Genomic DNA, 21609 nt, shown 5'->3' with positions numbered 1-21609 from the left:
CGACGCGACGCGATGGAAGCGAGGGGGACCGTTCCACCGGGGGAACGCCGCGCCGACACGAAGTAGTGTGCTGTCGCGGGACGGAAAAGGCGAGTCGTGATTATTACGGAGGATTGGCGGCGCGCAGGTGCGCGATGGACCATCCATTTGACATTGGCGGCTTGCCGGTGCGGCTGATTCCCCCGCATCGCGCAGCGCCGGCTGCGGGCATTTGACATTCGACCGCGCACGGCGGCGAACAGGTATTAACAGCGCGTTACAAAGTCACGCCCGGCGAGTCGCCGAAGCGCACTGTCCGTTGCATGAAAAGCACGACAGCCGGCGCTCGGCCGGCTGTCGTCATTGACCGGTTACAGATAGAACATCCGGTCTTCTTCCGGGCGCGGCGGATGATCGTCCTCGTCCGAACCTTCTTCCTCGCCGCTGTCCTCGTAGAACGCGAGCACCGCGTCGAGCACCTGGTCGGGATCGTCGATCACCTGCATCAGATCCATGTCTTCCGGATTGATCAGGCCCATCGGAATCAGTTGATCGCGGAACCATTGCAGCAGCCCCTGCCAGAACTCGCTGCCGACGAGGATGATCGGCACGAGGCGCGATTTCTTCGTCTGGATCAGCGTGAGTACTTCGGACAGTTCGTCGAGCGTGCCGAAGCCGCCCGGCATCACGATCACCGCATCCGAGTTCTTCACGAACGTTACCTTGCGCGTGAAGAAGTGGCGGAAGCGCAGCGAGATGTCCTGGTAGTGGTTGCCGGCCTGCTCGTGCGGCAGCTCGATGTTCAGGCCGACCGACGGCGCCTTGCCGGCGTGCGCGCCCTTGTTCGCGGCTTCCATGATGCCGGGGCCGCCGCCGGAGATCACCGCGAAGCCGGCGTCCGACAGCTTGCGTGCGATCTGCACGGCCAGCTTGTAGTGCGGCGTGTCGGGTTTGAGGCGGGCAGAACCGTAGATGCTGACAGCCGGGCGGATCTCCGACAGGTACTCGGTCGCCTCGATAAACTCTGCCATAATCGTGAACATCTGCCACGATGCGCGCGCCTTCTTGGCCGTCGCGCGCTCTTGATCTGCGAGCGAACGCAGACTCGGAATCACTTTTCTCTTGTTCATAATGCCTGAAGAACGAAATCTGGAAGGTAAGACCCTGCTATTGGTTGACGGTTCGAGCTATCTGTATCGGGCTTACCATGCGATGCCTGATTTGCGTGGCCCTGGCGGGGAGCCGACCGGAGCGCTCTACGGAATCATCAACATGCTGCGCCGTATGCGCAAGGAAGTCAGTGCAGAGTATAGCGCTTGCGTGTTCGATGCAAAGGGCAAGACGTTCCGCGACGACCTTTATGCCGACTATAAGGCAAACCGTCCGTCGATGCCGCCCGATCTCGCCTTGCAGGTCGAGCCGATCCACGGCGCCGTGCGCGCGCTCGGCTGGCCGCTGCTGATGGTCGAGGGCGTCGAGGCCGACGACGTGATCGGCACGCTCGCGCGCGAAGCCGAACGGCACGGGATGAACGTGATCGTGTCGACCGGCGACAAGGATCTCGCGCAGCTCGTGACCGAGCGCGTCACGCTCGTCAACACGATGACCAACGAGACGCTCGACCGCGACGGCGTGATCGCGAAGTTCGGTGTGCCGCCCGAGCGCATCATCGACTATCTCGCGCTGATCGGCGACACCGTCGACAACGTGCCGGGCGTCGAGAAGTGCGGGCCGAAGACGGCCGTGAAATGGCTGACGCAATACGACACCCTCGACGGCGTGATCGAACACGCGGCCGACATCAAGGGCGTGGTCGGCGACAACCTGCGCCGCGCGCTCGATTTCCTGCCGCTCGGCCGCCAGCTCGTGACCGTCGATACGTCGTGCGATCTCACGCCGCATCTCGAATCGATCGAAGCCTCGCTCAAGAGCGACGGCGAGGCGCGCGACCTGCTGCGCGACATCTTCGCGCGCTACGGCTTCAAGACCTGGCTGCGCGAAGTCGACAGCGCGCCCGCGGAAGGTGGGGGCGCCGATGCGCCGGAAGGCGAGCCGGCCCCGGTGATCGCAGCCGACGTCGTGCGCGAATACGACACGATCCAGACTTGGGAACAGTTCGACGCGTGGTTCGCGAAGATCGACGCGGCCGCGCTGACCGCGTTCGACACCGAGACCACCGCGCTCGATCCGATGCTCGCGCGGCTCGTCGGCCTGTCGTTCTCGGTCGAGCCGGGCAAGGCGGCCTACCTGCCGGTCGCGCACCGCGGCCCCGACATGCCCGAGCAGCTTCCGCTCGACGAAGTGCTCGCGCGCCTGAAGCCGTGGCTCGAATCGGCCGATCGCAAGAAGGTCGGCCAGCACCTGAAGTACGACGCGCAGGTGCTCGCGAACTACGACATCGCGCTGAACGGCATCGAGCACGACACGCTGCTCGAATCGTACGTGGTCGAATCGCACCGCACACACGACATGGACAGCCTCGCGCTGCGTCATCTGGGCGTCAAGACGATCAAGTACGAGGACGTGGCGGGCAAGGGCGCGAAGCAGATCGGTTTCGACGAAGTGGCGCTCGCGCAGGCCGCCGAATACGCAGCCGAAGATGCCGACATCACGCTGCAGCTTCATCACGCGCTGTATCCGCAGGTCGCACGCGAGCCGGGCCTCGAGCGCGTGTACCGCGAGATCGAGATGCCGGTGTCGCTCGTGCTGCGCAAGATGGAGCGCACGGGCGTGCTGATCGACGATGCGCGTCTGCACGCGCAGAGCACCGAAATTGCGACGCGCCTGATCGAGCTCGAGGGCGAGGCGTACGAACTGGCGGGCGGCGAATTCAATCTCGGCTCGCCGAAGCAGATCGGGCAGATCTTCTTCGAGAAGCTGCAGTTGCCGGTCGTGAAGAAGACGCCGAGCGGCGCGCCGTCGACCGACGAGGAAGTGCTGCAGAAGCTGGCCGAGGACTACCCGCTGCCGAAGCTGCTGCTCGAGCATCGCGGGTTGTCGAAGCTGAAGTCGACCTATACCGACAAGCTGCCGCGCATGGTGAACCCCACCACCGGCCGCGTGCACACGAACTATGCGCAAGCGGTCGCGGTCACGGGCCGCCTTGCGTCGAACGACCCCAATCTTCAGAACATTCCGGTGCGCACGGCCGAAGGGCGGCGCATCCGCGAGGCGTTCATCGCGTCGCCGGGCCACCGGATCGTGTCGGCCGACTATTCGCAGATCGAACTGCGGATCATGGCGCACATCTCGGGCGACGCGTCGCTGCTGCGCGCGTTCTCGCAGGGCGAGGACATCCACCGCGCGACTGCCGCCGAGGTGTTCGGCGTGACGCCGCTGGAGGTCAATTCCGACCAGCGCCGGATCGCGAAGGTAATCAACTTCGGGCTCATCTACGGGATGAGCGCATTCGGGCTCGCATCGAATCTCGGCATCACGCGCGACGCGGCGAAGCTCTATATCGACCGCTATTTCGCCCGCTATCCGGGCGTCGCGCAGTACATGGAAGATACGCGCGCGACGGCGAAGGAGAAGGGCTACGTCGAAACCGTTTTCGGCCGCCGTCTCTGGCTGCCAGAGATCAACGGCGGTAACGGCCCGCGCCGCCAGGCGGCCGAGCGTGCGGCCATCAATGCACCGATGCAGGGCACGGCGGCCGACCTGATCAAGCTGTCGATGATCGCGGTGGACGGCTGGCTCACGCGCGACCAGCTCGCATCGCGAATGATCATGCAGGTGCACGATGAACTGGTGCTCGAGGTGCCCGAAGGCGAGCTATCGCTCGTGCGCGAGAAACTGCCGGAAATGATGTGCGGCGTCGCGAAGCTGAAGGTGCCGCTGGTCGCCGAAGTGGGTGCCGGCGCGAACTGGGAAGAGGCACACTGACGCACCCCCGGCCAGTTCCCCGTTCCCGCGGCATATTGTTGCAGGGATGCTGAATATCGAGATGGTTTGCTTGTGGTCAACGCGCAAGCTCCCGGACAATGCATGTCAGTCATGTCATTGACGCGGGGCGCGCACCCCGCGTTCCGGATCGGCCACATCGAAGTGCTTCGAACTGCACATCGATGATGTCCGAACCGGTTAATCCACCGGGCAGCGCGGGTGCATCGCGTTTGCTTCATCCGGCGGCAGCAGTTTCGAATCGCAAAGGGGGAATCAGATGCATCGGATCATCATCGTAGGCGGAGGTGCCGGCGGCCTGGAACTGGCGACGCGGCTCGGCGACCGTTACGGCGCGCGCGGCAATCGTCCCGCGCGTGCGCTCGTCACGCTCGTCGACCGCAATCCGACGCACATCTGGAAACCGTTGCTGCACGAGGTCGCGGCCGGCAGCATGGACCCGTTCACGCAGGAGCTCGAATATGCGGCGCAGGCGCGCTGGCACGGCTTCGAGTTCCAGCAGGGCGAGCTGACCGGGCTCGACCGTGCGGCGAAGCGCGTCACGCTGTCGCCCCTCAACGACAGCGACGGCGCGGAGCTGCTGCCGGCGCGCGAGCTGGAATACGACACGCTCGTGATCGCGATCGGCAGCACGACGCACTTCTTCGGCGTGCAGGGCGCACCGGAAAACGCGATCGCGCTCGATACGGTCGGGGAGGCCGAACGCTTCCGCAAGCGCTTGATCGCGGCATGCATGCGCGCGGAGCACCAGGCGCCGGCGCCGAGTGCGCCGGGCGAGTCGGCCGAGCCGCGCATCCAGGTCGTGATCGTCGGCGGCGGCGCGACGGGCGTCGAGTTGTCCGCGGAACTGCGCAATACCGCGCAGGTGCTGTCCGTGTACGGGCTGCACAAGCTCGATCCCCGCCATGACGTCGGCATCGTGCTGATCGAATCAGGGCCGCGGATACTGCCGGCACTGCAGGAGCGCGTGTCGGCGGCGACGGCCGAACTGCTCGAGAAGCTCGGCGTGCGGTTGATGCTCAACGAACGTGTGACCGAGGTGGCGCCCGGGTTCGTGCATACCGCGAGCGGCAAGGCAGTGCGCGCCGACCTGACGGTCTGGGCGGCCGGCATCAAGGCGCCGTCCGTGCTCTCGCATCTCGACGGCCTCCAGGTCAACAAGCTCGGTCAGCTCGACGTGCGTCGCACGCTGCAGACCTTCACCGACGACAACGTGTTCGCACTCGGCGATTGCGCGGCCTGCGCATGGCCGGGCAACGAACGCAACGTGCCGCCGCGCGCACAGGCGGCGCATCAGCAGGCGAGTTTCCTGCTGAAAGCGATCAGCTGCCGGCTCGAAGGGCGCCCGCTGCCCGAGTTCACGTATCGCGATTTCGGTTCGCTCGTGTCGCTCGGCCACTTCAGCGCGGTCGGCAACCTGATGGGCGGGCTGATCGGCGGCAACATGCTGATCGAAGGGTTGTTCGCGCGCTTCATGTACATGTCGCTGTACCGGCTGCACATCGCGGCGCTGCACGGTTATCCGCGGATGATGCTCGACACGGTCGCGCACTGGCTGCGGCGCACGACGCTGCCGCGCGTCAAGCTGCACTGATCGCGTACTTGCATACTCGCGTGTGGCGCGGGCGGGGAATGCGCATGTCGTGCGTGTTCGCCGCCCGTTTTTCTTTTCGGTTCGCAACGATTCGGTCGCGCGACGATTCTCGATACGCGCCACCGCACGGTGATTCGGCAGGGGCGGCCCGCGCGCTGTCGCGCGATGATCGATTCGATCGCCGCCACGCGTCGTAATCGAGTCTTACACATCTGACAGTTGACGCGACAACGGATTATTGGGCATCTTGTCCGGGTTTTCGCTTGCGGCGGGGTGCCAACCGCCGCGACATCCGCACCGCCCGCCGGTGCGATGCCCCGTCATGCCGTATCCGCGAGCGTGACGGCGGCGCCCAATCGAGGAGTGCATTCATGTTGAAACCCGAAGTCGACAGCCTGGTCCCCCATGTCCCGTTCTCGCGCCGCAAGTTCATGCAGGCCGCGCTGGGCGGCACCTTCGCGGCGGCCGTGCTGCCCGTGTCGGCGCAGACGGTCACGACCGACAGCACCGGGCTGGACGTCGATACCATCGAGATCCGCTCCGGCGATGCAAGCGTGCCGGCTTATCGCGCCCAGCCGGTCGACAAGACGAACCTGCCGGTCGTCATCGTGATTCACGAGATCTTCGGCGTGCACGCGCATATCGCGGATGTCTGCCGGCGCTTCGCGAAGCTCGGCTATCTCGCGATCGCGCCCGACCTGTTCGCCCGGCAGGGCAACGCGGCGAAGTATCCGACGATGAAGGAACTGTACGACCACATCATCAGCAAGGTGCCGGACCGCCAGGTCACCGAGGATCTCGATGCGACCGTGGCCTGGGCCGGCAAGAATGGCGGCGACCTGACGCGCCTCGGCGTGACCGGGTTCTGCTGGGGCGGTCGCCAGGCGTGGCTGTATGCGGAGCACAATCCGCACGTGCGGGCCGCCGTGGCGTGGTACGGGTTCGTCGAAGGCAAGACCGACGAGATGACGCCGTTCAACCCGGTCGATCATGCATCGTCGTTGAAGGTGCCCGTGCTCGGGCTGTACGGCGAGAAGGATCAGAACATCACGCAGGCGTCGCTCGCGGACATGCGCAAGGCGATCCAGACGAGCGATTCGAAGCTCGCGCGCGAATCGGAAATCGTCGTGTATCCGGATGCCGGCCACGCGTTCTTTGCCGACTACCGGCCGAGTTACGTGAAAGGCGATGCCGAGGACGGCTGGAAGCGCGCGATCGAGTGGTTCCACAAGTACGGCGTGATGTAAACGACGGGCGGCGGCAACTACCGCAGTGGCACCGGCCGCCGCGGCGTCGGCCGCCGTTTCATCGTCGTCGCGCCGCGCGGGTGCTCAAGGATTCGGGCCGGTCGCGATCGGTCGCGACGGATCGGCGCTCCATTCGCTCCACGAGCCGGGGTACAGCGACGCGCCGTGCAGGCCCGCCACTTCCAGCGCCAGCGCGTTGTGGCAGGCGGTGACGCCGGAGCCGCATTGCAGGATCACGCGATTCGGCTCGGTGCCGGCCAGCACGGTGGCGAATGCCTCGCGCAATTCATGGCCGGTCTTGAAGCGGCCGTCGGCAGCCAGGTTGTCCTTGAAGAAGCGGTTGCGCGCACCGGGAATGTGGCCGCCCACCCGATCGATCGTTTCATTCTCGCCGCGATAGCGGTCCGGTGCGCGTGCATCGATCACGACGCGCGCAGGCGACGACACGTTCGCGAGCACGGCCGCTGCATCGACCGTCGATTCGAGCGGCGTGGCCGAGCGGAAGTCGCCGGCGACCGGTTGCGGCACGTCGGTCGTCAGCGGCTGGCCGGCCGCTTCCCAGGCCTGCAGGCCGCCGTCGAGCACCGCAACCGAATCGTGACCGAGCCAGCGCAACAGCCACCACAGGCGTGCCGCATAGGCGCCGCCTTGCGCGTCGTACGCGACGACCTGCTGGCCCTGCTTGAGGCCGCGGCTGGCGAGCAGCGTCGCGAGCGCGTCGCGGGTCGGTAGCGGATGGCGGCCGTTGGTGCCCGTCTTGCGGCCCGACAGGTCGCGGTCGAGATGAAGATATTGCGCGCCGGGGAGGTGGCCGGCCGCGTACGCGGCTTCGCCGGCGCCGGGATCGGCGAGATCGAAGCGGCAGTCGAACAATGCCACGCTGCCGGGCGCCGCGGCCAGGCGCTCGGCGAGATTGGCGGCGGAAATGAGCGTGGTGTAATGAGTGTGTGGCATGACGGCTCCCTCGAGTGCAAATGGCCTGACACTCCAAGTCTAAACAAAAAAAGACGGGCCGAAGCCCGTCTTTTCGTTTGCCGGAGGCCGGGCGGCGTCAAAGCGCCGCATCCGCCGTCAGAGGTCGCCGAGGTGGCGGCGCAGGAACTCGTGGAAGTGCTGCATCCCGTCTTCCATCGGGCTCTGATACGGGCCGACCTGCGACTCGCCGCGCGCCATCAGCGCACGGCGGCCTGCGTCCATCCGCATCGCGATCTCGTCGTCCTCGACGGCCGTTTCCATATAGGCGGCGCGCTCGGCCTCGACGAATTCGCGCTCGAACAGCGCGATTTCCTCGGGGTAATAGAACTCGACGATGTTGGTCGTCTTCTGCGGCCCGCGCGGGATCAGCCACGACACGACCAGCACGTGCGGATACCACTCGATCATCAGGCCCGGGTAGTAGACCATCCAGATCGCGCCGAACTCCGGCGGCACGCCGTTGCGGAATTTCAGCACCTGCTCGTGCCATTTCTGGTAAGTCGCGCTGCCCGGCTTCGCGAGGGCGTTGTGCACGCCGACCGTCTGCACGCTGTACCAGTCGCCGAACTCCCATTTGAGATCGTCGCACGACACGAAGCTGCCGAGGCCCGGGTGGAACGGGACGACGTGATAATCCTCGAGGTAGACCTCGATGAACGTCTTCCAGTTGTAATCGCACTCGTGCACTTCGACGTGATCGAACTGGTACTCGGAGAAGTCGAAGTGATGCTTCGTACCGAGGTTGGCGAGGTCGCGCGCGACGTTGCGGCCCTCGGCCTCGAACAGCAGCCCCTGCCAGTTCTGCAGCGGGCTCTTGCCGAGGTTCAGGCACGGTTTGTCGGGGAAGTGCGGTGCGCCGAGCAGCTCGCCTTCGAGGTCGTACGTCCAGCGGTGCAGCGGGCACACGATGTTCTGCGTGCGGCCGCGCCCGTTGAGCATGATCGCCTGCCGGTGGCGGCACACGTTCGACAGCAGCTCGATCTGGTTCGTCTGGTTACGGACCAGCACGCGGCCTTCCTGCTCGGACGGCAGCGCGAAATAATCCCCCGCCTCGGGCACCATCAACTCGTGCCCGACGTAACGAGGTCCTTTCTTGAAGAGGGTTTCGATCTCGCGCTCGAGTAGCGCCTCATCGAAATATGCAGTGACTGGAAGCTGGCTGTGGGCCGACTTCAACTGAAGCGCATCGCTCAGATTGGACATTCCCACTCCCGGTGTTAGCGTGAAAGCAGTGAACAACCCAACCATCGAAAAATCGATTTAGGGAAACGGAGAATTATACCCGGTTCGCCTCGCAAGGCTAGGATTAAGTGCCTGATTTGTGTCAATTTTTTGTCGGGCTGCCCTCGAAAGGCGCACACTGTGCGCTGGAGATGGGGCCGGAATTGTGCGCGGGCGCCCAAGACGGCAGGTCGGAAAATTCTCTTTTGCCGTAGAATGTCCGACTTGTTTTGAAATTTGACACCTCGTCCATGGCGAAAACCGCATCCCCAGGCGCCACGCCGCCCGGCAATGGCACCGAACCGTTGCCGGACAATTACGAGATGGCGCTCGCGGAACTCGAGACGCTGGTTGCCCGGATGGAAGGCGGCGCGTTGAGCCTCGAGGATTCACTGGCGGCGTATCGCCGCGGTGCGACCCTCGTTGCGTTTTGCCAACAGCAGCTCGAGAAAGTGGAGCAGCAGGTTCGCGTGCTCGACGGCGCGACGCTGAAGCCGCTTTCGTCCGGAACGGCCGCCACGGACGGCGAAGACGACGATCTATGACATTCGAACAATGGATGCGGTCCGTGCTTGACCGTGTCGAGGACGCACTCGGCCACTATCTGCCGGCTGAAACCGCGATGCCCGCGAAACTTCACGAGGCGATGCGCTACGCGGTCCTCGGTGGCGGCAAGCGCGTTCGCCCGCTGCTGTGCCATGCGGCAGGCGAGCTGACCGGTGCGACGGAGGCGGCACGCAACGCCGCGGCGGCGGCGCTGGAGATGATCCACGTCTACTCGCTCGTGCACGACGACATGCCGTGCATGGACGACGACGCGCTGCGTCGCGGCAAGCCGACCGTGCACGTGCAGTACGACGAACCGACGGCGCTGCTGGTCGGTGACGCGCTGCAGTCGCAGGCGTTCGTGGCGTTGACCGATGCCGAGGCGCTGTCGCCGGTGCAGCAGGCGGCGCTCGTGCGCGAGCTGGCGCTGGCGAGCGGCTCGATCGGCATGGCTGGCGGGCAGGCGATCGACCTGGCGAGCGTCGGCCTGAAGCTGACGCGCGAACAGCTCGAAACGATGCACCGGATGAAGACGGGCGCATTGCTGCGCGCGGCCGTGCGGATGGGCGCGCTGGCCGGCGAGACGCCGTCGGCGGAAACGATGGCCGCGCTGGATGTTTACGCGGGGGCCGTGGGTCTGGCCTTCCAGGTCGTCGACGACATTCTCGACGTCACGACCGATTCGGCGACGCTCGGCAAGACGGCCGGCAAGGACGCGGCGAACGACAAGCCGACCTATGTATCGATCCTCGGTCTCGAGGCGTCGCGCGAGCTGGCAGCGCAGCTGCGCGCCGAAGCGCACGACGCGCTGAAACCGTTCGGCGCACGCGCACAGCGTCTGGCCGAACTTGCCGACCTGGTAGTGAACCGGGTCAGCTGACGCGAAAGCCCGCCGCCGCGCACACGCTACGGTGCGTGCAAAAGAATGCGGGCGCGTTTGATTTCCTACAATGGAACGACGATGTACGACTTGCTGAAAACCATCGACGACCCGGCGGATTTGCGCCGCCTCGATCGTCGCCAACTGCAACCGCTCGCGGATGAACTGCGCGCGTTCGTGCTCGACAGCGTGTCGAAGACGGGCGGCCATTTGTCGTCCAACCTCGGGACGGTCGAGCTGACGATCGCGTTGCACTACGTGTTCAACACGCCGAACGATCGCATCGTCTGGGACGTGGGTCACCAGACCTACCCCCACAAGATCCTGACGGGCCGCCGCGACCAGATGCATTCGCTGCGTCAGTACGACGGCATCTCGGGCTTCCCGCGCCGCAGCGAGTCGGAATACGACACGTTCGGCACCGCGCACTCGAGCACGTCGATCTCGGCGGCGCTCGGCATGGCGATCGGCAGCCAGCTGAACGGCGACGACCGCTTCTCGATCGCGGTGATCGGCGACGGCGCGATGACGGCCGGCATGGCGTTCGAGGCGATGAACAACGCGGGCGTGTCGGAAGATGCGAAGCTGCTCGTGATCCTCAACGACAACGACATGTCGATCTCGCCGCCGGTCGGCGCGCTGAATCGCCATCTCGCCCGCCTGATGTCGGGCCGCTTCTATGCGGCTGCGCGCGCGGGCGTCGAGCGCGTGCTGAGCGTGGCGCCGCCGGTGCTCGAACTCGCGCGCAAGCTCGAGGAGCATGCGAAGGGCATGGTCGTGCCGGCCACGCTGTTCGAGGAGTTCGGCTTCAACTACATCGGCCCGATCGATGGTCACGATCTCGATTCGCTGATCCCGACGCTGCAGAACATCCGCGAACTGCGCGGCCCGCAGTTCCTGCACGTGGTGACGAAGAAAGGCCAGGGCTACAAGCTCGCCGAAGCCGATCCGGTGCTCTATCACGGCCCCGGCAAGTTCAACCCGGCCGAAGGCATCAAGCCGTCGACGACGCCCGCGAAGAAGACTTACACGCAGGTGTTCGGCGAGTGGCTGTGCGACGAAGCCGAGCGCGATACGCGCGTGGTCGGCATCACGCCCGCGATGCGCGAAGGTTCGGGCATGGTCGAGTTCGAGAAGCGCTTCAAGGATCGCTACTACGACGTGGGCATCGCCGAGCAGCACGCGGTGACGTTCGCGGGCGGTCTCGCGACCGAGGGGCTGAAGCCCGTCGTCGCGATCTACTCGACGTTCCTGCAACGTGCGTACGACCAGTTGATCCACGACGTCGCGCTGCAGAACCTGCCGGTCGTGTTCGCGATCGATCGCGCGGGCCTCGTCGGCGCGGACGGCGCGACGCATGCGGGCGCATACGATCTCGCGTTCATGCGCTGCATCCCGAACATGACGATCATGGCCGCGTCCGACGAGAACGAATGCCGCCAGATGCTGCACACGGCGCTGCAGCAGCCGAACCCGACTGCGGTGCGTTATCCGCGCGGCGCGGGCACGGGCGTGGCGACGGTGAAGGAATTCACCGAGATCCCGCTCGGCAAGGGTGAAGTGCGTCGCCGCACGTCGCAGCCGGAAGGCAAGCGCGTCGCGATCCTCGCGTTCGGCACGATGGTTGCACCGTCGCTCGCCGCTGCCGAGGAACTCGATGCAACGGTCGCGAACATGCGCTTCGTGAAGCCGGTCGATGCGGCGCTCGTGCGCGAGCTGGCCGAAACGCACGACTACCTCGTCACGGTCGAGGAAGGCTGCGTGATGGGTGGCGCGGGCTCGGCCTGCGTGGAAGCCCTGATGGAGAGTGGGGTTATCCGACCCGTACTACAATTGGGCCTCCCTGACCAGTTCGTCGACCACGGCGACCACGCGAAGCTGCTGGCGCAATGCGGCCTCGACGGCGCGGGCATCGCGAAGTCGATTCGCGAACGCTTCCTGAGCCCGGCGGCCGATGTCGCCGGCCACGCGAAGCGCGTCGCATAAGCTGGCGCCGCCTGCGGGCGGCGTCGGTGCGACTGGCGCAACCGGTCTTCATTGATGCGGAAAACATGGGCCTGCGGGCCCATGTTGCTTTTCCGGCTGCCGCATGATGCGGCGTGCGCGTCGTCGAACGCGCGGCTTACAAGGATTGAACAAGATGAACCAGATGAATCCCGCCTTCGTGATGCCCGACGTGCAGAGCACGGTGGATACCCGTCAGATCCCGATTCAGCGCGTGGGCGTGAAGGCGGTCCGGCATCCGTTGACGGTGTGTACCGAAAGCGGCGACGTGCAACCGACCGTCGGTGTCTGGAATCTCGACGTCCGTCTGCCGGCCGATCAGAAGGGCACGCACATGTCGCGCTTCGTCGCGCTGCTCGAGGAGAACCGCGCGCCGCTGACGGTCGAGCGCTTCCGCGCGATGCTCGCGTCGATGCTCGTGAAGCTCGAAGCCGAGGCCGGCCGCATCGAAGTCACGTTCCCGTATTTCGTGAACAAGACCGCGCCGGTGTCCGGCGTGCAGAGCCTGCTCGACTATGAAGTGACGCTCGCCGGCGAAAGCCGCAACGGCGACACGCGCCTGTTCCTGAAGGTGCTCGTGCCGGTGACGAGCCTGTGCCCGTGCTCGAAGAAGATCTCGCAGTACGGCGCGCACAACCAGCGCTCGCACGTGACGATCGATGCCGAGCTGGCCGCCGATCTGCCGGTCGAGGCGCTGATCCGCATCGCGGAAGAAGAGGCGTCGTGCGAACTGTGGGGGCTGTTGAAGCGTCCGGACGAGAAGTTCGTCACCGAGCGCGCATACGAGAACCCGAAGTTCGTCGAGGATCTGGTGCGCGACGTCGCACAACGTCTTGATGCGGACGAGCGGGTGGTTGCTTACGTGCTCGAAGCCGAGAACTTCGAATCGATCCACAATCACAGCGCGTATGCGTTGATCGAACGCGACAAGCGGCAGGCTGCATAACGCCGCGACTGCGGCATTTTGTCCTGCCAATGAGAAAAGCCGCTCGAACGAGCGGCTTTTTCGTTTTCCGGCGGGCAGTGTCGTGCGGCGCGATTCAGCCCGCGAGCGACGCGAGATCCCAGCGCGGCTTCACCGTGAACGCGTAGTCGGCATTCGCCTGTTCCGGCCAGCGGCCGAGCCGCAGCGCGCCCGCGAGGGCGATCATCGCGCCGTTGTCGGTGCAGAGCGCGAGATCGGGGTAGTGCACGTCGAAGCCGCGCTTGGCCGCGGCCGCCGACAGTGCCGCGCGCAACTGGCGGTTCGCGCCGACGCCGCCCGCGACCACGAGGCGCTTGAGCTTCGTCTTCTTCAGCGCTGCGAGCGACTTCGCGACGAGTACGTCGACGGCCGCATCGACGAAGCCGCGTGCCAGGTCGGCCTTCGCGCGTTCGAGGGCTTCGCCGTCGAGCTTCGCCGCCTCGAATTTCTTCATCTGCGTAAGCACGGCCGTCTTCAGGCCGCTGAAGCTGAAGTCGAGATCGCCCGAATGCAGCATCGGGCGCGGCAGCACGACCGCGCCCGGCGTGCCCGTTTCGGCCAGCTTCGATACTTCGGGGCCGCCCGGGTAACCGAGGCCGATCAGTTTCGCCGTCTTGTCGAACGCTTCGCCGGCCGCGTCGTCGAGCGTTTCGCCGAGCGTCTCGTACACGCCGACGTCGGTCACGCGCATCAGTTGCGTGTGGCCGCCGGAAACCAGCAGCGCGACGAACGGGAACGGCGGCGGCTCGTCGACCAGCAACGGCGACAGCAGGTGGCCTTCGAGGTGATGGATGCCGACGGTCGGCTTGTTCCACGCGAGCGCGAGTGCATTCGCGATGCTCGCGCCGACCAGCAGCGCGCCGGCGAGGCCGGGGCCCTGCGTGAACGCGATCGCGTCGATGTCGTCGCGGCGCGTGCCGCTTTGCGCCATCACTTCCTCGAGCAGCGGCAGCGCGCGGCGGATATGGTCGCGCGATGCGAGCTCGGGTACGACGCCGCCGTAGTCGCGATGCATCGCGATCTGCGAATGGAGCGCGTGCGCGAGCAGGCCGCGCTGCGTGTCGTAGAGCGCGAGGCCGGTTTCGTCGCAGGAGCTTTCGATGCCGAGAACGAGCATGGGTGCGGGCGGGGCACGCCGTTTCGGGCGCGCCGCAGGTAGGTCAACGTAACCCGAAATTATAGCAGGCGGGGGCTCACGGCCCCTGCGGGCGGCCCGAGCCCGAGGCCGGGCGGGTACAATCCGCGCCATGGAAACTTATGACATCGCCGTGATCGGCGCGGGCGCCGCCGGCATGATGAGCGCCGCGGTCGCCGGCCAGCTCGGCCGCCGCGTCGTGCTGATCGATCACGCACCGCGGCTCGCCGAGAAAATCCGCATCTCGGGCGGCGGCCGCTGCAACTTCACGAACCTGTACGCCGGGCCCGACAACTACCTGTCGTCGAATCCGCATTTCGCGCGCTCGGCGCTCGCGCGCTATACGCCGCGCGACTTTCTCGGACTGCTCAAGCGCCATCACGTGACCTGGCACGAAAAGCACAAGGGCCAGCTCTTTTGCGACCACGGCAGCGACGCGATCATCGACGTGCTGAAGCACGAGTGCGACGCGGGCGGCATCGCGTGGCGCCGGCCCGTCGTCGTCGACGCGGTGCGCCATGCGCCGTCCGACGGCTTCACGCTCGACACGCAGCAGGCCGGCCCGATCGGGGCGCGCGCATTGATCGTCGCGACCGGCGGGCTGTCGATTCCGAAGATCGGTGCGACCGATTTCGGCTACCGGCTCGCGAAGCAGTTCGGCCACAAGCTCGTCGATACGCGGCCCGCGCTCGTGCCGCTGACGTTCGCGCCGCAGGACTGGGCGCCGTTCGCGCCGCTGTCCGGCGTATCGCTCGAGGTGCGCGTATCGACCGGCGACAAGAAGCGCGGCGGCGAATTCGTCGAGGACCTGCTGCTGACCCATCGCGGGCTGTCCGGTCCAGGCATCCTGCAGATCTCGAGCTACTGGCAGCCCGGCGACCCGATCCGCGTCGACCTGCTGCCGCAGCGCGACACGGTGGCCGATCTGCTCGACGCGAAACGCACGTCGAAGCGCCAGATCGGCTCACTGCTCGCCGACTGGGTGCCGTCGCGCCTCGCGCATGCGTGGCTCGACACGCATCGCGTCGCGGCCGACGCGCGGCTCGCGGATCTGCCCGACAAGACGCTGCGCCAGATCGGTGACGCGCTGTCCGGCTGGACGCTGACGCCGAACGGCACCGAAGGCTACAAGAAGGCCGAGGTGACGAAGGGCGGGGTCGATACGCGCGAGCTGTCGTCGGCGACGATGATGAGCGCGCGCGTGCCGGGGCTGTTCTTCGTCGGCGAGGCGGTGGACGTGACGGGCTGGCTCGGCGGCTACAACTTCCAGTGGGCATGGGCGTCCGGCACGGCGGCCGGGCAGGCCGCGGCCGAGTATGCGCGAGGCGCCTGACGCGCCGGCCGGCGCCGTTCCGGCGGGTTGGGGTCCGTGCCTTTGAACAATCGCTCTGCTATACTCAGTAATCTTTCCTTGCAAACCTTTATTCGTGTCGGATCATGACGATCATTCGCGTTAAAGAGAACGAGCCGTTCGAAGTTGCAATGCGTCGCTTCAAGCGCACGATCGAGAAGAACGGTCTGCTGACCGAGCTTCGTGCGCGCGAGTTTTACGAGAAGCCGACCGCAGAACGCAAGCGTAAGAAGGCCGCTGCGGTGAAGCGTCATTACAAGCGGATTCGCAGCCAGACGCTGCCGAAGAAGCTGTACTGAACGATTGGGCGCCGCGCGGTTCGCTGAGCGGCGCACCGGGGACTCCGTGCGATCGAATGCGATCGCGCAGCCGATCAGGCGGCGAGTCGCCGATGCCGGATTCGAGCAACCCGCTTGAGACACTGTCCCAAGCGGGTTTTTGTGTTGACGCCCATTCGCGGGCGTCGGATTCACGTTTCCATCCCGGGTGAAAGATGAGTTTGAAAGAGCAGATCAGCGAAGACATGAAGGCCGCGATGCGCGCGAAGGAAAGCGAGCGCCTGGCAACGATTCGCCTGCTGATGGCCGCGATCAAGCAGCGCGAAGTCGACGATCGGGTCACGCTCGACGACGCGGGCATCACGGCCGTGATCGACAAGATGATCAAGCAGCGCAAGGATTCGATCAGCCAGTTCCAGGCCGCCGGTCGCGACGATCTGGTCGCGAAGGAGCAAGCCGAGCTGACCGTGCTGGGCGGCTACATGCCCGCGCAACTGTCGGACGCCGAAGTGGCGGCCGAGGTGCAGGCGGCCGTCGCGCAAACCGGCGCGGCCGGCCCGCAGGACATGGGCAAGGTGATGGGCGTGCTGAAGGGCAAGCTCGCCGGCCGTGCCGACATGACGGCCGTTTCCGCGCAAGTCAAGGCCGCGCTCACGAAGTAAAAACCCGTTCCCGGCGCGCCCAGCGATGCGTGCGCCGGGCGTCGTATTGTCTTTTTTCGCTCGATCCCACGGTGATTCCGCATTCGTTCCTGCAGGATTTGCTGAACCGCGTCGATATCGTCGACGTGGTGGGCCGGTACGTGCAGCTCAAGAAGGGCGGCGCCAACTTCATGGGGCTGTGCCCGTTCCATAACGAGAAGAGCCCGTCGTTTACCGTGAGCCCGACCAAGCAGTTCTATCACTGCTTCGGTTGCGGCGCGCACGGCACCGCGATCGGCTTCCTGATGGAGCATGCGGGGCTCACGTTCCCCGAAGCCGTGCAGGAACTCGCGCAATCCGTCGGGCTGACCGTGCCGCACGAACCGTCGATGCGCGGCGGCGGTGGGGGCGGAGGCGGTGGCGGCGACTATCCGGCGCCCGTGTCGAAATCGGTGGCGACCGCGCTGTCCGATGCGATGACGGCGGCCTGCGACTACTACCGCAAGCAGTTGCGCGGCGCGACCGTCGCGATCCAGTACCTGAAGAACCGGGGCCTGACCGGCGAGATCGCCGCACGCTTCGGTCTTGGCTATGCGCCGGACGGCTGGCAGAACCTCGAGGCCGCGTTCCCGGACTATCGCGACGAGTCGCTCGTCGAGGCGGGGCTCGTGATCGTCAGCGAGAAAACCGACGCCCAGGGCGTCGCGCGCCGCTACGACCGGTTCCGCGAGCGGATCATGTTCCCGATCCGCAACGTGAAGGGGCAGGTGATCGGTTTCGGCGGCCGCGTGCTCGGCAGCGGCGAACCGAAGTACCTGAATTCGCCTGAAACGCCGTTGTTCAACAAGGGCAGCGAGCTGTACGGGCTGTTCGAGGCGCGGCTCGCGATTCGCGAGCGCAAGTACGTGCTGGTCGTCGAAGGCTACATGGACGTCGTCGCGCTCGCGCAGCTCGGGTTTCCGAACGCGGTCGCGACGCTCGGCACCGCATGCACGCCGATTCACGTGCAGAAGCTGCTGCGCCAGACCGACACGGTCATTTTCAGTTTCGACGGCGATTCGGCCGGGCGGCGCGCGGCCCGGCGCGCGCTCGAGGCCTGCCTGCCGCATGCGGGCGACAACCGCACGATCCGGTTCCTTTTTCTGCCGACCGAGCACGATCCGGACAGCTACGTGCGCGAATTCGGCGCGGAGGCGTTCTCCGAGCAGGTCGAACGCGCGATGCCGCTGTCGCAATTTCTGTTGAACGAAGCGATTGCCGGCAAGGCGCTCGATCAGCCGGAAGGCCGCGCGAAGGCGCTCTTCGATGCGAAGCCGCTGTTGCAGGCGCTGCCCGCGAACGCGTTGCGCGCGCAGATCATGCACATGTTCGCCGACCGTCTCGACATCCCGTTCGAAGAGGTCGCGGCGCTGTCGGACGTCGATACGCGCATCGCGACGCCGCCGCGCCAGGCGCCCGCGCGCAGCGAGCGGCGCCGCGTGACGGACAGCGAAAAGCGCGCGTTGCGTACGCTGGTGATGCATCCGCGCATCGCATCGCAGCTTGACGACGAACAGATTGCGACCCTGCGCGCGCTGCCGCGCATCGGCGAGCTGTTCGCGGAAGTCGTCGATCATGCGCGCGCGCTGGGCGACGGCGCGGAGTTCCGGCTGCTGTCGGATGTCCTCAGGACGTCCTCGAACGGGGCGACTTACGAGGAAATCTTCCGCGAAATTCTGGACTATGATGAAAACGTCCGCGATTTGCTGTTACAGAATCCGGAAGACGAGACGGTGCCCGAGCGGCAGCGTGAGCAGGAGAGGATCGCGGGGGAGGAGCTGCAGGCAGCGGTGCTCAAGATGCGCTATGACGCCTGCTGCGACCGGCTGGACAGGCTGGCGCGGCAATCCACCTTCACCCCCGAGGAACTGGCCGAATTGACGGAATTGAACCAGCAGCGAACCGACATGAAGCGTCGGCTCGGGCTGTAGGCGGCTGGGGCGCTTAGAGAGGGCTCCCCAGCGTGCTATAATATAAGGTTTCCAGCGGTTTGTTTTCCAAGCAGAGGCGAGAATCGCGATGGCAAAGACGACAGGCGGAAAGAAAGCAACAGGCAAGGGCTCGACGGAGCCGACCAAGAAGGTCACAGCGGCCAAGTCTGCTTCTTCCACCAGGACAACGTCTTCAGCCACGTCAGCCCCTGCAGGAAAGAAAACCGCGGCCGGCACTGCTCAGGCTGCGCCGGCGCCGGCAGCCAGAACACGGGCTGCCGCCAGACCCGACTCCGGGCCGGCCAAGCCGGCGGCGAAGCGGGCAAGTGCGAAAAGCGCAAGGGACACGACTGCCGACGCGGACGAAACGGCAGTACGTACTACTCATGCACCCACGGTTCAACCGGCTGTCGTCCAGCAGCCGCGAGTCGATATAGCCGGTACGGCGAACTCCATGACCAAAAAGCTGAACGAAGTATCCGTCGAAGACGACGCAAATCAGAGCGACGAGCAGCCCGCAGCCGCGGCTGCACCGGGCAAGTCCAAGGTGCGCGATCGTCGCGCCAAGGAAAAGGCGCTGCTGAAGGAAGCGTTCGCGACGAGCACGCCGGGCACGGCCGAGGAGCTCGAAGAGCGCCGCGTGAAACTGCGCGCGCTGATCAAGCTCGGCAAGGAGCGCGGCTTCCTCACGTACGCCGAAATCAACGACCACCTGCCGGACAACTTCACCGAGACGGAAGCCCTCGAGGGCATCATCGGCACGTTCAACGACATGGGCGTGGCGGTTTACGAGCAGGCGCCGGACGCGGAAACGCTGCTCCTGAACGACAACGCGCCCGCCGCGTCGTCGGACGATGAAGTCGAGGAGGAAGCGGAAGTCGCGCTGTCCACCGTCGATTCGGAATTCGGCCGCACGACCGATCCGGTCCGGATGTACATGCGCGAGATGGGCACGGTCGAGCTGCTCACGCGCGAAGGCGAAATCGAGATCGCGAAGCGGATCGAGGACGGCCTGCGCCACATGGTGATGGCCATCTCCGCGTGCCCGACGACGATCGCCGACATCCTCGCGATGGCCGAACGCGTCGCGAACGAAGAGATCCGCGTCGACGAGCTCGTCGACGGCCTGCTCGATCCGAATGCTTCGGACTCCGCCGATACGGACGGCTTCTCCGCGAAGGAAGCGGAAGCCATCGAGAACGAGGACGAGGAAGCCGAAGAGGAAGAGGAAGAAGAGGAAGAGGAGGAAGACGACGGTGCCGCGCAGGCATCGGCGAACGCCGCCCAGCTCGAAGCCCTCAAGCGCGCATCGCTCGAGAAGTTCTCGCAGATCAGCGAGTGGTTCGACAAGATGCGCCGCGCGTTCGAGAAGGAAGGCTACAAGTCGAAGGCCTACCTGAAGGCGCAGGAAACGATCCAGAGCGAACTGATGACGATCCGCTTCACCGCGCGTACCGTCGAACGCCTGTGCGACACGCTGCGCGCGCAGGTGGACGAAGTGCGTCAGGTCGAGCGTCAGATCCTGCACATCGTCGTCGACAAGTGCGGCATGCCGCGCTCGGAATTCATCGCGCGCTTCCCGGGCAGCGAGACGGATCTCGACTGGGCCGAGAAGATCACCGCGGAAGGCCATCCGTACAGCGCGGTGCTGTCGCGTAACGTCCCGGCGATCCGCGAACAGCAGCAGCGCCTGCTCGACCTGCAGGCGCGCGTCGTGCTGCCGCTGAAGGACCTGAAGGAAACCAACCGCCAGATGGCGGCCGGCGAACTGAAGGCGCGTCAGGCGAAGCGCGAAATGACCGAGGCCAACCTGCGTCTCGTGATCTCGATCGCGAAGAAGTACACGAACCGCGGCCTGCAGTTCCTCGACCTGATCCAGGAAGGCAACATCGGCCTGATGAAGGCGGTGGACAAGTTCGAATACCGTCGCGGCTACAAGTTCTCGACCTATGCGACGTGGTGGATCCGTCAGGCCATCACGCGTTCGATCGCCGACCAGGCGCGCACGATCCGTATTCCGGTTCACATGATCGAAACGATCAACAAGATGAACCGCATCTCGCGGCAGATCCTGCAGGAAACCGGTCTCGAGCCGGACCCGGCAACGCTCGCCGAGAAGATGGAGATGCCGGAAGACAAGATCCGCAAGATCATGAAGATCGCGAAGGAGCCGATCTCGATGGAAACGCCGATCGGTGACGACGACGATTCCCATCTCGGCGACTTCATCGAGGACACCAACACGGTCGCGCCGGCGGATGCCGCGCTGCATGCCAGCATGCGCGACGTCGTGAAGGACGTGCTCGATTCGCTGACGCCGCGCGAGGCGAAGGTGCTGCGGATGCGTTTCGGTATCGAGATGAGCACCGATCACACGCTCGAGGAAGTCGGCAAGCAGTTCGACGTCACGCGCGAGCGGATCCGTCAGATCGAGGCCAAGGCGCTGCGCAAGCTGCGTCACCCGAGCCGTTCCGACAAGCTGAAGTCGTTCCTCGAAGGGAACTGATTTCCAGCGTCTCTCTTACGAACGCCGCCGGTATCCGCATGATGCCGGTGGCGTTCGTTCCCTCTGTCGTCTTTGTTGTTACAATGCCGGCCCGGCTTCGTTGCCGGGGGGGCGTGTAGCACGCTTTGCTTCTCGTCTGGGCCCCTAGCTCATGCTTGGTTAGAGCAGCGAACTCATAATTCGTTGGTGCCGGGTTCGACTCCCGGGGGGCCCACCAGATTTCATGCCGCGCCGCGCAGTATCGCGGCATGCCGAAAACCCGCGATCGCGTCATGCGTCGCGGGTTTTTCTTTGGGCGGCCGCGCGGTGCAATCAGGAAAACAACGAGGGGCTGCCGCGCCGATGGCAATCGAAGTATGCTGTGGCGCGGCCGGCCACGGCGCGATACGCGCGCACGTCAGGACCGCCGATCAAT

16 protein-coding genes and 1 tRNA gene are annotated in these 21609 nt (G+C 65.6%); 13 read left to right on the top strand and 4 right to left on the bottom strand.

What is annotated here, in order from left to right:
* Nucleotides 1-350 precede the first annotated feature (350 nt).
* A complete protein-coding gene (locus AP428_RS22830) occupies nucleotides 351-1109 on the bottom strand; it encodes a TIGR00730 family Rossman fold protein (RefSeq protein ID WP_006479437.1) in 759 nt (252 codons plus the stop codon).
* A gap of 1 nt (nucleotide 1110) precedes the next feature.
* Between AP428_RS22830 and polA the strand changes: the two genes are divergently transcribed.
* From polA to AP428_RS22815, 3 genes are all read left to right on the top strand, one after another.
* Nucleotides 1111-3864, top strand: coding sequence for a DNA polymerase I (polA, locus tag AP428_RS22825; protein ID WP_011548155.1), 2754 nt, complete (start codon nucleotides 1111-1113; stop codon nucleotides 3862-3864).
* Nucleotides 3865-4141: 277 nt separating this feature from the next.
* Entirely contained in the window at nucleotides 4142-5476 is a 1335-nt protein-coding gene (locus AP428_RS22820) for an NAD(P)/FAD-dependent oxidoreductase (protein ID WP_011548154.1), read from the top strand.
* Between the two features lie 371 nt (nucleotides 5477-5847).
* Nucleotides 5848-6723, top strand: coding sequence for a dienelactone hydrolase family protein (locus AP428_RS22815; RefSeq protein ID WP_011548153.1), 876 nt, complete (start codon nucleotides 5848-5850; stop codon nucleotides 6721-6723).
* 84 nt (nucleotides 6724-6807) lie between these two features.
* Here the strand turns inward: AP428_RS22815 and AP428_RS22810 are convergent, their stop codons facing one another.
* Together AP428_RS22810 and AP428_RS22805 are read right to left on the bottom strand one after the other, a co-directional pair.
* Complete coding sequence (locus AP428_RS22810) at nucleotides 6808-7677, bottom strand: sulfurtransferase (RefSeq protein WP_011548152.1); 870 nt, start codon at nucleotides 7675-7677, stop codon at nucleotides 6808-6810.
* Between the two features lie 117 nt (nucleotides 7678-7794).
* Entirely contained in the window at nucleotides 7795-8901 is a 1107-nt protein-coding gene (locus AP428_RS22805) for an aromatic ring-hydroxylating dioxygenase subunit alpha (RefSeq protein WP_011548151.1), read from the bottom strand.
* 269 nt (nucleotides 8902-9170) lie between these two features.
* Between AP428_RS22805 and AP428_RS22800 the strand changes: the two genes are divergently transcribed.
* The 4 genes from AP428_RS22800 (at nucleotide 9171) to folE2 (ending at nucleotide 13295) form a co-directional block, all read left to right on the top strand.
* Nucleotides 9171-9464 (top strand): exodeoxyribonuclease VII small subunit, encoded by a 294-nt coding sequence (locus AP428_RS22800; RefSeq protein WP_006479428.1) that lies wholly within the window; start codon nucleotides 9171-9173, stop codon nucleotides 9462-9464.
* Entirely contained in the window at nucleotides 9461-10345 is an 885-nt protein-coding gene (locus tag AP428_RS22795) for a polyprenyl synthetase family protein (RefSeq protein ID WP_011548150.1), read from the top strand. The genes AP428_RS22800 and AP428_RS22795 overlap by 4 nt, the downstream gene beginning before the upstream one ends.
* 81 nt (nucleotides 10346-10426) lie before the next feature.
* Complete coding sequence (gene dxs / locus AP428_RS22790; protein WP_012338492.1) at nucleotides 10427-12331, top strand: 1-deoxy-D-xylulose-5-phosphate synthase; 1905 nt, start codon at nucleotides 10427-10429, stop codon at nucleotides 12329-12331.
* A gap of 154 nt (nucleotides 12332-12485) precedes the next feature.
* Complete coding sequence (gene folE2 / locus AP428_RS22785) at nucleotides 12486-13295, top strand: GTP cyclohydrolase FolE2 (RefSeq protein ID WP_011548148.1); 810 nt, start codon at nucleotides 12486-12488, stop codon at nucleotides 13293-13295.
* A 94-nt stretch (nucleotides 13296-13389) separates the two neighbouring features.
* Here folE2 and tsaD read toward each other — a convergent pair whose 3' ends face one another.
* Nucleotides 13390-14430 (bottom strand): tRNA (adenosine(37)-N6)-threonylcarbamoyltransferase complex transferase subunit TsaD, encoded by a 1041-nt coding sequence (tsaD, locus tag AP428_RS22780; protein WP_011548147.1) that lies wholly within the window; start codon nucleotides 14428-14430, stop codon nucleotides 13390-13392.
* A gap of 130 nt (nucleotides 14431-14560) precedes the next feature.
* Between tsaD and AP428_RS22775 the strand changes: the two genes are divergently transcribed.
* From AP428_RS22775 to AP428_RS22750, 6 genes are all read left to right on the top strand, one after another.
* Nucleotides 14561-15781 carry an NAD(P)/FAD-dependent oxidoreductase gene (locus AP428_RS22775; protein WP_006479417.1) on the top strand — a complete coding sequence of 407 codons (1221 nt, stop codon included), beginning with the start codon at nucleotides 14561-14563 and terminating at the stop codon, nucleotides 15779-15781.
* 104 nt (nucleotides 15782-15885) lie between these two features.
* A complete protein-coding gene (rpsU, locus tag AP428_RS22770; RefSeq protein ID WP_006479415.1) occupies nucleotides 15886-16098 on the top strand; it encodes a 30S ribosomal protein S21 in 213 nt (70 codons plus the stop codon).
* Between the two features lie 194 nt (nucleotides 16099-16292).
* Entirely contained in the window at nucleotides 16293-16739 is a 447-nt protein-coding gene (locus AP428_RS22765) for a GatB/YqeY domain-containing protein (RefSeq protein WP_006479409.1), read from the top strand.
* Between the two features lie 71 nt (nucleotides 16740-16810).
* A complete protein-coding gene (dnaG, locus tag AP428_RS22760) occupies nucleotides 16811-18688 on the top strand; it encodes a DNA primase (RefSeq protein WP_011694686.1) in 1878 nt (625 codons plus the stop codon).
* Nucleotides 18689-18776: 88 nt separating this feature from the next.
* The gene (rpoD, locus tag AP428_RS22755; protein WP_011694687.1) at nucleotides 18777-21194 is read left to right on the top strand and encodes an RNA polymerase sigma factor RpoD; all 2418 of its coding nucleotides are present in this window, start codon (nucleotides 18777-18779) and stop codon (nucleotides 21192-21194) included.
* A 138-nt stretch (nucleotides 21195-21332) separates the two neighbouring features.
* Nucleotides 21333-21411: transfer RNA gene (locus AP428_RS22750), tRNA-Ile, on the top strand.
* Nucleotides 21412-21609 lie beyond the last annotated feature (198 nt).

It is taken from the genome of Burkholderia sp. E168m22, assembly GCF_001319805.1.
GTDB classification, from domain to species: Bacteria; Pseudomonadota; Gammaproteobacteria; order Burkholderiales; family Burkholderiaceae; genus Burkholderia; species Burkholderia orbicola.
This window is presented reverse-complemented; position numbering and strand designations above follow the sequence as displayed.